10 protein-coding genes and 1 pseudogene are annotated in these 12,957 nt (G+C 69.6%); 2 read left to right on the top strand and 9 right to left on the bottom strand.

From position 1 onward, the window contains the following. Positions 1 to 46: 46 nt before the first annotated feature. The 5 genes and pseudogenes from proC to AC4HOU_RS10655 form a co-directional block, all read right to left on the bottom strand. Entirely contained in the window at positions 47 to 865 is an 819-nt protein-coding gene (gene proC, locus AC4HOU_RS10675; protein WP_194992506.1) for a pyrroline-5-carboxylate reductase, read from the bottom strand. Positions 866 to 939: 74 nt separating this feature from the next. Next, entirely contained in the window at positions 940 to 1,830 is an 891-nt protein-coding gene (locus AC4HOU_RS10670) for a thioesterase family protein (RefSeq protein ID WP_490724436.1), read from the bottom strand. A 92-nt stretch (positions 1,831 to 1,922) separates the two neighbouring features. Next, the gene (locus AC4HOU_RS10665; RefSeq protein ID WP_163810535.1) at positions 1,923 to 2,798 is read right to left on the bottom strand and encodes a sugar phosphate isomerase/epimerase family protein; all 876 of its coding nucleotides are present in this window, start codon (positions 2,796 to 2,798) and stop codon (positions 1,923 to 1,925) included. A 106-nt stretch (positions 2,799 to 2,904) separates the two neighbouring features. Beyond that, positions 2,905 to 3,156 (bottom strand): annotated as a pseudogene (locus tag AC4HOU_RS10660) (Rv0497 family membrane protein); the annotation flags it as partial. Positions 3,157 to 5,015: 1,859 nt separating this feature from the next. Then, positions 5,016 to 6,047, bottom strand: coding sequence for a Ppx/GppA family phosphatase (locus tag AC4HOU_RS10655; protein WP_163810231.1), 1,032 nt, complete (start codon positions 6,045 to 6,047; stop codon positions 5,016 to 5,018). A gap of 154 nt (positions 6,048 to 6,201) precedes the next feature. Here AC4HOU_RS10655 and AC4HOU_RS10650 point away from each other — a divergent pair, with 154 nt between their 5' ends. Further along, positions 6,202 to 7,029, top strand: a complete 828-nt coding sequence (locus AC4HOU_RS10650; protein WP_490724473.1) for a DUF3109 family protein — start codon at positions 6,202 to 6,204, stop codon at positions 7,027 to 7,029. A 185-nt stretch (positions 7,030 to 7,214) separates the two neighbouring features. On the opposite strand, the gene AC4HOU_RS10645 is transcribed toward AC4HOU_RS10650, so the two are convergent. From AC4HOU_RS10645 to AC4HOU_RS10635, 3 genes are all read right to left on the bottom strand, one after another. Further along, positions 7,215 to 7,904, bottom strand: coding sequence for a response regulator transcription factor (locus AC4HOU_RS10645; protein ID WP_014353185.1), 690 nt, complete (start codon positions 7,902 to 7,904; stop codon positions 7,215 to 7,217). Further along, positions 7,901 to 9,136 carry a sensor histidine kinase gene (locus tag AC4HOU_RS10640; protein WP_163810234.1) on the bottom strand — a complete coding sequence of 412 codons (1,236 nt, stop codon included), beginning with the start codon at positions 9,134 to 9,136 and terminating at the stop codon, positions 7,901 to 7,903. The genes AC4HOU_RS10645 and AC4HOU_RS10640 overlap by 4 nt, the downstream gene beginning before the upstream one ends. 142 nt (positions 9,137 to 9,278) lie before the next feature. Then, positions 9,279 to 9,671 (bottom strand): winged helix-turn-helix transcriptional regulator, encoded by a 393-nt coding sequence (locus AC4HOU_RS10635; protein ID WP_280213306.1) that lies wholly within the window; start codon positions 9,669 to 9,671, stop codon positions 9,279 to 9,281. A 63-nt stretch (positions 9,672 to 9,734) separates the two neighbouring features. Between AC4HOU_RS10635 and AC4HOU_RS10630 the strand changes: the two genes are divergently transcribed. Next, the gene (locus AC4HOU_RS10630; RefSeq protein ID WP_195020124.1) at positions 9,735 to 10,400 is read left to right on the top strand and encodes an NADPH-dependent F420 reductase; all 666 of its coding nucleotides are present in this window, start codon (positions 9,735 to 9,737) and stop codon (positions 10,398 to 10,400) included. Positions 10,401 to 10,652: 252 nt separating this feature from the next. Here the strand turns inward: AC4HOU_RS10630 and AC4HOU_RS10625 are convergent, their stop codons facing one another. Next, positions 10,653 to 12,704, bottom strand: a complete 2,052-nt coding sequence (locus AC4HOU_RS10625; protein ID WP_194989266.1) for a CocE/NonD family hydrolase — start codon at positions 12,702 to 12,704, stop codon at positions 10,653 to 10,655. Positions 12,705 to 12,957: the final 253 nt, after the last annotated feature.

The raw sequence follows: 12,957 nt of genomic DNA, 5'->3' as shown, positions 1-12,957 counted from the left end.
TGCGACGGGTGTGAGAAATCAGCCGATATTGCGCGTCGACCGGCGGCTACTCGGCGGCCACACCCTGTTCCACCGACCGTTGCTTGGCCGCGTGCAGCGCTTCCAGGAACGCCGAACGCACGCCACCGCGCTCCAGCTCGCGCAATGCGGCCGCGGTGGTGCCCGCGGGCGAGGTCACCGCGGCGCGCAGATCCGCCGCCTGCTGGCCGGATTCCTCTAGCAGCGCGGCGGAACCGATCATGGTCTGCACGACCAGCTGGGTGGCCACATCGCGGGTCAGGCCGAGCCCGACGCCTGCGTCGACCATGGCCTCGACCACGAGGAAGAAGTACGCGGGCCCGGAACCGGATACGGCGGTCACCGCGTCCATCTGAGTTTCCGGCACGACCACCACCTTGCCGACGGCGCCGAGCACCTCGGAGACCAGCTCGAGCTGATCGGCCTTGGCGTAGCGACCGGGCGCGAGCACACTCATGCCCTGCCCGACCAGCATCGGCGTATTCGGCATCACCCGCACCACCGGGAAACCGGCGGGCAACTTGTTCTCCAGCCGAGCCGTCGGCACTCCGGCGGCCAGCGAGACCAGCACCTGATCGCGATCGCCGCCGAGTTCGGCCTTGCCCAGATCGGTGAGAACCGCGTCGACATCGCCGGGTTTCACCGCGATCACCAGCAGGTCGGCGCCGACGGCGGCATCGGTCACCGAATCGGTGATCCGGATGCCGAACCGGTCCGCGAGCATCTCGCCGCGATCCGGGTGGGTCTCCACGACCACCAGATCCTTGACGGCCCGTCCGGATTCGAGCAAACCCGCGATCAACGCTTCGCCGATGCGCCCGCCACCGATCACAGCAATTCTGGTCATGAGCCATAAGGCTAGACGGCCGACAGTCCGCACTGCCAACAGTCGTGAACTCGCCCGGCCGGGGGCGGCCGCTGTCAGCGCGGGACGGGCATCAACGCCAGCTGACGGCTCTGTGCGACGACGGCGCCGGTGGAGTCGATGACGAGCTGATCCTCGTCGAACATCCGCCCGCCCACCTCGTGCGTGGTGGCGATGATGCGCAGCCAGCCGGGAGCGGGCCTGCGCCGCAGGTAGGTGGTCATCTGCACGGTCGGCGCCCAGCCGAAGCTGCCGAGGTTCGCCGGCACCGGCGGGCTCATATCGGCGGCCATCATGGCGAAGTACATCGACACGTCCGGATCGTTCTGGTCACCGGCACGCGGGCGCATCCACAGGCGTAGCCGGGGAACTCCCGTTTCGCCGGCCAGGAAGCGCGCCCACTCGGAGTCGATGCACAGATCGGCGCCCTGCGCGACGTGCACGATCTGGCCCATCGGCGAGTCGGGGTCGTAGGCGAGCGCGGTGGCGCCGGGTTCGACGGGCATATCGGTATGCGACGGTGCGTAGGCGGGCGGGGTCTCGGCGTCGTCGAGGTGGCCGAAGGTGAAGGCGGTGCGCACCATGGTCTTTCCGCCCTGGCTCAGCGTGGCGTCGAGCAGACAGATCTGGCGGCCGACCTTGCGCACGCTCACCTCGTACTCGACCGCGCCGGGTTCCGGTGCGCCGAGGAAGTCCGAGCTCGCGGCGATGGGCGCCATGGCGGTGCGCTCGGGATCGACGGTGCGCAGCCAGGTGGTCGCGGCGGCCGCCGAGGCGGCGACCATGGTGCCGCCGTGCACCTTGGGGCCGATGGTCCAGATCGGATCGATGGTGCCCGCGTAGCGTCCGGTGGCCGCGTCGGTGGTGGTCAGCTCGGTGAGGGCGCACACCTGGCCGAAGGGGGCGGCGGTGGCCTGATCGGGGTCGGCGGTCAGCTCCGTCGTCATCGTCACTCCTGTCGTTCGGCCAACTCGTTCGTACAGCGTACAAGTCGGGCTGGGCGGGTCGATATTCCCGGGTGGGTGACCGCGCGGACCGATCAGGCGGATCCGCTGCGCGGCGGCTGCGGCGCCGGCGCCGGGGTGAGCCCGTTGAGATGCTCACGGGCGAAGGCGAGCGTCCGGGAGAGCATGGCCGCGCGATCGGCGGTGGTGCGCGCGTTCTGGGTATTGATCTCGGCGACGGCGTGACCGGAGAACCCGGACCGCACCAGCGCCGCGCACACCTCCACACACGGCTGGGAGCCGTCGCCGGGGACCAAATGCTCGTCGTGCGCCGCACCGCGTCCGTCGGCCAGATGCAGATGCGCCAGGCCCGCACCCATCCGCGCGGCCAGCGCCAGCGGGTCGGCCCCTGCGGTCGCGGTATGCGACAGATCGAGGGTGTAGTGCGCGAAGCCGGTATCGGTCGGATCGTAGGAGGGGCTGAACGCCGTCAGCGCCAAGCCCGGCCCGCCGCGGCGCTCCAGCCGCTTGGCGGCCCCACCGCGACGGCCGAACAACGTATCGGCGCGCATCGGGAACATGTTCTCCACCGCGACCACCACGGAACTGTCGGCTTCCAGCTCGGCCACCTGGGCGGCGAAGTTCTCCGCGTAGCGTCGCTGCCAGCGGAACGGCGGATGCACCACAACGGTGTCGGCACCGAGCGCTTCGGCAGTGCGGACACTGCGCTCGAGCTTGGCGACCGGATCGGAGCCCCACACCCGTTGCGAGATGAGCAGGCATGGTGCGTGCACCGCAAGCACCGGGACCGCGTACTTGCGAGCGTACGACTGCACGATCGCGATGCTCTGGCTGGCCGGCTCGGCCCACACCATCAATTCGATGCCGTCATAACCCAATTCGGCGGCATACCGGAACGCCGACTCGGTGTTCTGCGGGTACACCGACGCCGTGGACAAGCCGACACAGATCCGGCCGCGCTCAGGCGAGGCAGCCGGCTCCCCCGCCGCGCTCGCGTGGCCCGGCTCCACCCTGGTCTCGTCCGCCTGCCCGATGTTCCCCACAGCCGCTCCCTACTCAGTTCGTACTGAGAAGAAAGGCTAGCGGTCCGAGCGTCACAAAGATGCCGACCACGACAGCGATCACAGTGCTGAGGATGTCGTCGGTGCGACGCAGGATGCGCACCAGCGCCACCAGACCGAGGATGACGACCATGGCCAGCGCCAGCGCCACCCACGGCAGCATCTCCCACATCCGCTCGAAACCCTTGAACAGCAACATGCCCGCGACCGCCGCGCCCGCGCTCTGACCGCCGAGGATCATCCACTGCCGCTTGTTCGCCTCGTATTCGGCCTTGCGGGCGCTACGGGAGCCGCGCGTGCCCGATGCGGCGGCGCCCGACGCCAGTGCGGCGCTGGTGCCCGCGGCCGGTTTCTTGCTCAGTGCGGCCGCTTTGGCGCCGGCGAGCGAGGTCACCTTGCCGAGCGCACCGGATTTGCCGAGCGCGCCGGCCTTGCGGCGCAGCGATGACGAGGTGCGGCTCAGTGCGGCGGTGCGGCGCCCCCAGGATGATTCTCCTGGCTCGTCGTCGTCGAACTCGTCATCGAGTTCGTCGTCGAGCAGCTCGTCCTCGTCGTAGAAATCCTCGGCGTCATCGTCGAGATCGGCGTCCGCCGCCACCGGGGCATAGACATCGGTGCGCTGATCGTCGGGTTCGACGATCTCCGCCGGTTCCGGCCGGGAGGCGCCGCGCCCGGATCGGCCACGGCCCTTGCGGCCGGCTTCGGCGCGCTCGGCGCCGTCCCGCAGCAGATCGCCGGCCACGGTCTGGCCCGAGAGCAGTTGCTGATCCTGGTTGGCCAGCGACCACGCGGCCGTCGGGATGCCGCCGGTCTCGGGGCCGCCCGAACCGGAACGATGCCGTCGCGCCGACCAGGCGGGCAGGCCGTTCTCGCCCTGCGCCTCGCGCCGACGCGGCAGTTCGGGGCGGGTGTCGCGGGCGGGTGGCTCCGGCGCCGCGGTGGGACCGGGTGCGAAACCCTTGATGGTGGGTGACCAGGCGGCGGTCGCCTGGCCCTGGTCCTGCGCGGGCTGCGGGCCCGGCGCGTAGCCGTTGTCCTTGGGCGGGGTCCAGGCCGGGATCGCCGGTCCCGGCTCGGTACGCGTGGGCGCGAACCCGTTGACGGGCGGCGGCGTCCAGGCGGCGGTGGCCGGGCCCGGATCCGCGAGCCCGGGCGGGGCCGGCGGGCCGACCTGCTCGACGGGCTGCCAGGACGCCCGCGGGGTGGGGCCGTAGCCGTTGGTCGGCGGGTTCCAGGCCGCGGCGGCCGGGCTGGCGTCGGCGCGGGCGGCTCTGGCTTCGGCGACCTTGGCCTGCGCGGCGGCTTCGGCTTCGGCGGCCGCCCTGGCCTGGGCCTCGGCGGCGGCCTGCGCTTCGGCGGCGGCCTGGGCCTCGGCAGCCTCGGCGGCCCGGCGGCGGGCGGCCCGGCCACTCACGGAGCTGTCGCGACCACCGGGGGCCTCGGGGGCGGGCTGCCAGCCACGACGCACCGGATCGGTGGCGTGGCCGTTGGGTGCCTGGGGCTCGGCGTCGTACTCGTCGTCGGGATCGGCGCGCCGACGGCGACGTCCGGTGCGCCCGGAACCGAGAGCCTCGGCGACGACCGGCGATGGCGTCTCGACTCCGGTGCCGTCCTCCGACCCCGGCGCACTGTGGCGTGAGCGGCGACGTTCGCGCGGCTCGGTATCGGCGTCACCGGCGAGCGGATCGAAGCGGGTGATCGGGCCCGACATCGGCGAGTACACCGGCTCGGGCTCAGGGGCGTGCGGAGCAGGCGGTTCATAAGCGGGAGCGAGGAATTGGGTCGCCGACGAAGCAGACCCGTAGCCGTTCACCCCGTGCGAACCGTTCACACCGTTCGACCCGGCCGAACCGTTCGTGCCCACGCCGTAGGCGCCGTGCGAGCCGTTGACGCCTTCGGCCGCAGCCGGCGCTGGTGCCTCGTCATCGTCGTCGGGCGCCGAGTGCGCGGATCGTCCGCCGTCGATCACCGGAAGATCGCCGGTCAGTTCGGCGACCGAGAGCCCGCGTCCGGAGCGGCGGCGCCGGCCCCCGCCCGACGAGGCCGCTCCCTGCTGCCCGTTGCGGGCCAGCAGTTCGGCGACCGACAGCTGTTTGGATTCCTCACTCATGAAGGCACCGTTTCGATCGGGCCCGCCGACGCGGCGCTGCCGGGCGGGGCAGCGCTGACGCCGGCTGCCGTGCCCGGTGTGCCTGTGACAAGGGGTCCACCGTTCATATCGGTATCCAGTTTGCGCAGGATCAGTCCCTCCCGCAGCGCCCACGGACAAATTTCGATGCTATCCAGCGATAGAGCCCGCATACTCGCCTCCGCGACCAATGCACCGGCCACCAGTTGCTGGGACCGGTCCGCACTCACGCCCTCCAGCTCCGCCCGGTCCGAGGCGGTCATCCTGGAGATGAAACCGATCAGTTGACGAAGACCTGAGCTGGTGAGTGTACGTCGAACCCGGGGGCCCGCGCCCGAGGGCGCCGCTCCGGTGAGCCGCGCCAGCGAACGGAAGGTCTTGGAGGTGCCGACGGCCAGATCCGGTGCGCCCGCATCGATCACCTGTTTGGCGGGGGCCACCAGTTCCGCGTCCAGCCAGTCGCGCAGCACCGCGACCCGGCGCTTACCCGGCGGATCCTCGTGCAGCCATTCCCTGGTCAGCCGGCCGGCGCCGAGTTGCAGCGACAGCGCCACATCCGGGTCTTCATCGGCGCCGTTGGTGATCTCCAGCGAGCCGCCACCGATATCGAGATTCAGGATGCGGCCTGCGCTCCAGCCGTACCAGCGGCGCACCGCGAGAAACGTCAGCCGGGCCTCGTCCTCGCCGGACAGCACCTTCAGATCGACGCCTGCCTCGGCGCGTACCCGTGCGAGCACCTCGTCGGAATTGGTGGCATCGCGCACGGCCGAGGTGGCGAACGGCATCAGCTCCACGCAGCGCGAGGTCTGGGCGATGCTGGCGAATTCCTTGACCGTCGCGATCAGCCGCTGCGCGCCGGCGGGGGTGAGTTTTCCCTCGTCATCCATGTTTTCCGAGAGCCGCAACGTCGCTTTCGTCGAGCTCATCGGCATCGGATGGCCACCCCGATGCGCGTCCACCACCAACAGGTGAACGGTATTGCTTCCCACATCGAGTACCCCGAGACGCACATGAACACGGTACTCGCGACCGGGCGCGCGGACCTGATGCGGTCGACGACGACGGATGCGAGCTTCAGCTCAGGCGACCGAACTGTTAGCGTCGACAGGTGTGACGGCAGGCGCAGCGGCATCCGGCCAGACCCGGCCGCGACCAGCGGGAAAGATGGACCCGACTCCGGAAGTCGACCTCGATTTCCCGCGTGAATGGATCGAATTCGTCGATCCGGCAAACGACGAGCATCTCATCGTCGCCGACCTCACCTGGCTGCTGTCGCGCTGGACGTGCGTCTTCGGCACGCCCGCCTGTCAAGGCATCCTCGACGACCGCCCCGATGACGGCTGCTGCTCGCACGGCGCCTTCCTCGCCGACACCGACGACCGCAAACGCCTGCAAAGAGCTGTGAAAATGCTCACACCCGAGGATTGGCAGCTCATGGACCAGGCCCGCAATGCCGAGGGCAAGGTCAGCAAGAAGGGTTATCTGGAGCTCGACGAGCTCGAGGACGAGCCCGCCCTGCGCACCCGCCGCTACGACGGCGCCTGCATTTTCCTCAACCGTCCCGGTTTCGCGGGCGGGGTCGGCTGCGCGCTGCACACCATGGCATTGCGGCGCGGGATCGAACCGCTCGAGGTCAAGCCGGACGTGTGCTGGCAACTGCCGATCCGGCGCACCCAGGACTGGGTGGACCGCCCCGACGGCGTGCAGATCCTGCGCACCGTGATCACCGAATACGACCGGCGCGGCTGGGGTCCCGGCGGCCTCGATCTGCACTGGTACTGCTCCGGATCACCGGACGCCCATGTGGGCGCGCGCCCGGTGTGGCAGTCATATGGCCCCGAGCTCACCGAACTGCTCGGCAAGCCGGCCTACGACGAGCTGGCCAGGCATTGCAAGCGCCGGGAGGGGCTCGGGCTGATCGCCGTGCATCCGGCGACGGTGCACGCCGACCGCATACGTGAGCAGGCCGAAGCGGCCGAGCAGTCCGCGTAGGCCCACCCGCCGCCGTCACGAGCCCCGGCACGCCCCGCCACCGCGCTCGGCTTACTACCGCCCGCACTTTCCTACAGGGCAGCACGACGCGACTCGGCGACGTCCGGCTCAGCCCTGCCGGCCGGCCTCGGGCAGCCGGGCCGGGCGATCGTGCGAGGCGGGCGTCCGCGCGGCTGCCGCCGAGATCAGGCCTCGAGCTTGTACCCGAGCCCGCGCACGGTCACCAGGTGCTCCGGCCGCGCCGGATCGGCTTCGATCTTCGAACGCAACCGCTTGACGTGCACGTCGAGGGTTTTGGTGTCGCCGACGTAGTCCGCGCCCCAGACCCGGTCGATGAGCTGGCCACGAGTGAGCACCCGGCCGGAATTGCGCAGCAGGTATTCGAGCAGGTCGAACTCCTTGAGCGGCAATGTCACCGGCTTGCCGTTCACCAGCACGGTGTGCCGGTCGACGTCCATGCGCACCGGTCCGGCCTCGAGCACGCCGTTCTCGCTGCCGCCGTCGAGTTCGTCGCCCGCGCCGCGGCGCAGCACGGCGCGGATGCGGGCGATGAGCTCGCGCGCCGAGTACGGCTTGGTGACGTAGTCGTCGGCGCCCAGTTCCAGGCCGACGACCTTGTCGATTTCGCTGTCGCGGGCGGTGACCATGATGACCGGCACGCCGCTGCGGGTGCGCAGCTGCTTGCACACGTCGGTACCGCTCATACCGGGCAGCATCAGGTCGAGCAGCACGATGTCGGCACCGGACCGGTCGAACTCGGCGAGCGCGGACGGGCCGTCACCCACGACGGTGACCTCGAAACCTTCCTTCTTCAGCAGGAAGGCGAGCGGGTCGGCCAGCGACTCCTCATCCTCGACGATCAACACACTCGTCATCTGCGTGCCTCCACACCATTGGTTCGGCCCGGCACCGTCGGGCGCGGGCTGGTTTCCTTCTTGCTCATCACCACGCCGCCGGCCTCTTCCTCGCCGTCGGTTTCGTGATGTGCCGGTATACGCAGGGTGAAAGTCGAGCCGGTGCCCAACTTGCTCCACAGCGTGATCTCACCGTTGTGGTTGGCGGCCACGTGTTTGACGATAGCCAGCCCGAGGCCGGTGCCGCCGGTCGAGCGCGAACGCGCCTTGTCCGAGCGGAAGAAGCGTTCGAACACCCGCTCTTGATCTTCCTTGGCGATGCCGATACCGCGATCGGTGACCGCCATGGCGACGTGATCCCCGCGCAGCGACCGGCTCACCGAGACGTGCGATCCGGCCGGCGAGTACGCGATGGCGTTCTCCACCAGGTTCGACAGCGCCGTGACCAGCAGTGTCTCGTCGCCGAGCACCTCTAGCCCGCTGGGCCGGTCGGTGCTGACGGTGATGCCCGCGGCTTCGGCGGTGGTGCGGGAGCGGTCCACCGCTTGCATCACCACGGTGTCGACGTCGACCACTTCCAGTTGCGGCAGCTTCTCCGCGCCTTGCAGCCGGGACAGGGCGATCAGTTCGGTGACCATCTTGCCGAGCCTGCGCGATTCGCCGAGCACACGTTCGCCGAAGTGGCGCACGGCGTCGGGATCGTCGGCCGATTCCAGTAGCGCCTCGGCCAGCAGGCTCATCGCGCCGACCGGCGTCTTGAGCTCGTGGCTGACGTTGGCGACGAAATCGCGGCGGGTGGCTTCCATGCGTGCCTGTTCGGAATCGTCGTCGGCGAACAGGACGGTGAAGTTGGTTTCCTCGCGTGAGAGCGGCCTGGCCACGCCGCGCACCGCGATGCGGCTGCGGCCGGGCACCGGGTTCTTGGCGGTCAGGTCGAACTCCGCGGATTCGCCGCTGGCCAGCACCTTCTCCACGGCCGCCCAGGCGCGTTCGTCGAGCAGCCGGTTGCGGACCAGGCCGAGTTCCTCGGCGCGCGGGTTGACCAGCACGACGTCGCGGTATTCGTCGACGACCGCGATCCCGCTCTCCGAAGCCAGCACGATCAGGTCGAGCACCTGCGACATCGTGAGCCCGGATTCGGCCTGTCTGCGCGCGGCCTGCCTGGCGTTCATATACGGGATGAGCAGTCCACCGATCGCCAGTCCGACGACAGCCGCGACGACTGCCAGCAACACGGCCTGGGGAACACTCACATCTAGAATCGTACGGTCGCCGGATGCGGCCGCGACGCCAGGTCCGCGAAGTTTCACGCAGGTCACAGGTGCTTATGGCGACGTTAGCCAGGCGTTCACTTGTTGTTCGGCCAAAGTGTGGCGTAAGCGGGCAACACCGTGGTTACGGCGTGTCGTGCAGGGCGGCGTTGACCGCGGCACCGTGTGTCTCGACCCACGCGCCCAGGGCGTAGATCGGGACGAGCAGATCTCGGCCCGCTTCGGTGAGCACATAGTCGACCCGCGGCGGCGCCGTCGGATAACTGCGTCGCTCCACCAGCGTCATCCGCTCCATCCGGCGCAGGGTCTGGGTCAGCATCTTCTGGCTGATGCCGCCGATCGCCGCCCGCAGATCGCGCGGACGCATCGGCCCGTCGCGCAGCATGTACACCACGACCGGAAGCCACGAATTGCCGAACAGGTCCACGCCCATGCGGGCCGGGCAGTCCGATTCGAAATCGCCGTACGGGGCGAACTCCACCTGCACGTCCTCCAGAGTGCCACCGCCGTCGGGCACCCGGAGGTGCCTATCGGAATACCTACCGTCGGGGGCGACAGGTCTTCGAGCACAGGAGTTCACATGCGAATCGGGATCATCGGCGCCGGGCAGATGGCGCGCGCACTCGGCGGCGGGTGGGCCGCGGCCGGGCATGAGATCGTCGTCGGCGCTCGCAGTCTCGCAGCGGCCCGCGCGGCCGCGGACGCGATCGGCCATGGCGCGGGCAGTGGCGAGATTCGCGATGCGGCGAGCTTCGGCGCGGCGGTGCTGCTCGCCGTCCCGGTCAGCGCGCTGGACGACGTCGTCACGGTGGCCTCGGACGCGTTGATCGGCCGCACGGTCATCGACTGCACCAACGCCTTCGCCCCGGACAGCACGCTCCCGAAGGGCGCCAGCGGTTTCGTGCTGTCCGAGGATGCGGTCGCCGAGCGGATCGCGGCCACCGCCGCGGGTGCGCGGGTGGTGAAGGCGTTCAATGTGTGTGCCGCCGAGGTATTCGCCAACCCGGCAAGGGTTTTCGAGAATCGCCGACTGGCCGTGCCTATCTGCGGTGACGATCCGTCCGCGGTGAGCCTGGTCAGTGGCCTGGTAGCGGATCTGGGACTGGTCCCGGCACCGGCGGGCGGTCTGCACCGGGCGCGCTACCTCGAAGCCACCGCGGTTTTCACGGTCGGGCTGTGGTTCGCCGGATATGACGCGCGCGCCGTATTCCCGCCTGTCGAAGCGGCGTTCGCGGTCGCGGACTGATCGCTCGCCACACCGGGCGTCAGGCGCGCTGTCAGCGACAGGCGAGGCCGACCCGGCCGTCACAGGGCCGGTCGGGCGAGACTCGACCCGGACCGGGCGGACGAAGCGATGACGGCCGGCTCACCCGCGACAACGAGCGAGCGGGGCCGCGCGAGTTCGAATACTCACGCGACCCCGCTCGGCCGGCGGCTCGGCGCGGCGATTCCCCTCCGTGATCGCCGCGCCTGGTTCAGGGGCGGCCGGGGCCGGGCATCACCAGCCCGTGTTGCCGCGCACCGGGATGTTGACGAAGCTCGGGCGCTGCGGGTCCAGCTGGACGTGCTGCGGCTTCAGCGCGGTGTCGACCAGCATCGGCAGGATCGGCAGACCCTTCGGGAAGTTGCCCGCGTACACATCGACCCGCAGCCGGTGGCCCGGCTTCAGCAGCGCCTCGGTCGCCGGGAGGGTGATGTCGAGGGTGGTGGCCTCACCCGGGACGGTCGGCTTGCGCTTGTCGAGCGAGGTGTACGGGCGCGGATCGGTGTAATCGCCGTTGGCCGAGCGGGTGCTGTTGGCCTCGTCGATCTCGCGCAACGAAGCCATCAGCTGCCCGGAGGACAACACCGTGGACTGGCCGTCGGGCGCCACATCGTTGACGGTCACCACCCAGTAGCCGTCGGCGCCGTCCTGAACGGTGTTGAGCCGCACCGCGATCGGGCCGGAAACGGTGGTCGCCTCGGCGACCGGCGCGCTGGTGAAGGTCAGCCCGTTGAGCTCCTGGATGCGGGAGTCCTTGGCGCAGCCGTCGATGATCGACAGCACACCGGCGGTGCCCTGGGCGGCGTCGTTGGAGCACAGGCTGGTCAGGCCGGGCGCCACGGTCAGCCGGGCGGTATCACTGGTGGGGCCCGCGGTCAGCGAGCCGTCGTGCAGGCTGCGCGCGGTGCCGCTCGCCGCGGCGGACAGATACATCCGCCGGTGTTCGGCGCGCTCGCCGGCCGGCGCCGACTCACCGAATCCGTTGCGGGTGACCCAGCCGCCGCCCTGCTGGCGCAGGGTCACCGGACCGTAGCTATCGATGCCGTTATCGATGCCCTTGAGCCACTTGTCGAACCACGCGCGCTGCAACACATCCAGGCGCGGCGGCAGGCCCGGCTTGCCGTACTCGTTGCCGGAGTTCAGGTGATAGGTGTTGCCCATCAGCAGCTGCTTCTGGCCGGGCGGCAGCGGGATCTTGTTGTAGATCTTGGATTCGGAGTAGGTGAACAGATCGTGCCAGCCGCCGACCACGAAGGTCGGTGTGCTGATCGTGCTCGGATCACCGAGCCAGGACTGGCGTTCGGAGCTGTTGCGGTTGAGCATGCCGCGCACTCGTGGATCGAGCTCCTCCATCTTGACCTTGGTGTAGGCGTTGAGGAAGACGTCGAGGTAGGTGAACGGCGAGGCCATCCGGTCGGCCAGCCACTGCTGATCGAAATTGCCGACGACCAGCGACGAGACATCCGGCACCCATTTCAGGCCGTTGATCGCGGTCAACCACAGCGGGATGAAGTTGAAGCCGAACCCGCCGCCAGGTGCGAGCACATCGTTGACCAGGTCGCTGCCGGGCACCACCGGGAAGATCGCCTTCAGCGCGGCCGGCTGCTTTTCCGCGGCCTGCACCTGGTTGATGCCGGAGTAGGAGATGCCGTTCATGCCGATCTTGCCGGTCGACCACGGCTGGCGCGAGGCCCAGTCGATCACCTCGACGGTGTCCTGCTGTTCGCGATCGCGCAGCATGTCCCACTCGCCCTGGGAGAACCCGGTGCCCCGCACGTCGACGACGACCTGCGAGTACCCGCTCTTGATGAGCTGGCGGTCGACGGCGAAATTGCGCAGTTCACCACCGGCGAAGGCCTTGGTGAGGTCGGTGACGCCGGACAGCGGGGTGCCGCTGAGATCGACATCGCGCAGCGCCTGCAACAGCGCGTCCGACAGGCCGGGGATGGATCCGGCGTGATCGGCCAGATTCGACACCAACTTGGTGTAGGGGGTCATGTTGACGATGGTCGGCGTCTTCGTGTCGACCGGACGCCCGGACTCGTCGGCGGGACGGTAGACGTTGCCCTTGAGCACCGTGCCGTCGCTCATCGTGATCGGCACGTCCCATTCGATATGAATCTTCGGGTACGGCTGGGGGCCGTCGTGGGAAGCAGCCCAGCTTGCGCCCGCCGCACCACCGTCCGGACCGGCCGCCGCCGGCGTCGCGAGCGCGCTCTGTCCCAGCAGGGGAACGAGCAGCACCGCCGCCACCATCATCACAACGGCCCGTAAGACGTACTTCATCGGACGTGACCCACCTCTCGCACTGGTCAGACGATCAGCAGCCTACACAGCCCTTACCGTGGAGTAATAATCGTCAGTCACTTAATGTGCTCGGCGGCCGGTCGAGAGAAGGTTTTGCCGGTTCGACAGGCAGCCCGCAGCGGTGACCGACCCAGACGGATGGAGCGGATACCGCCGAAACGCCAGCGCGGGGGGGGTTTTGGGAGGGGGGGGCGGGGGGGAAGAGAGGGGGGGGGGGGGGTGTCTCTCCCTC

Source organism: Nocardia sp. JCM 38205 (genome assembly GCF_058222935.1).
Note: the sequence above shows the minus strand (reverse complement) of the source record. Positions and strands in the feature narration are given on the sequence as shown.

What these genes read in the sequence shown, in the direction of transcription:
- proC (WP_194992506.1), bottom strand. Translation starts at nt 865, where the DNA reads ATGACCAGAATTGCTGTGATCGGTGGCGGGCGCATCGGCGAAGCGTTG.
- AC4HOU_RS10670 (WP_490724436.1), bottom strand. Translation starts at nt 1,830, where the DNA reads ATGACGACGGAGCTGACCGCCGACCCCGATCAGGCCACCGCCGCCCCC.
- AC4HOU_RS10650 (WP_490724473.1), top strand. Translation starts at nt 6,202, where the DNA reads ATGGACCCGACTCCGGAAGTCGACCTCGATTTCCCGCGTGAATGGATC.
- AC4HOU_RS10645 (WP_014353185.1), bottom strand. Translation starts at nt 7,904, where the DNA reads ATGACGAGTGTGTTGATCGTCGAGGATGAGGAGTCGCTGGCCGACCCG.
- AC4HOU_RS10630 (WP_195020124.1), top strand. Translation starts at nt 9,735, where the DNA reads ATGCGAATCGGGATCATCGGCGCCGGGCAGATGGCGCGCGCACTCGGC.
- AC4HOU_RS10625 (WP_194989266.1), bottom strand. Translation starts at nt 12,704, where the DNA reads ATGAAGTACGTCTTACGGGCCGTTGTGATGATGGTGGCGGCGGTGCTG.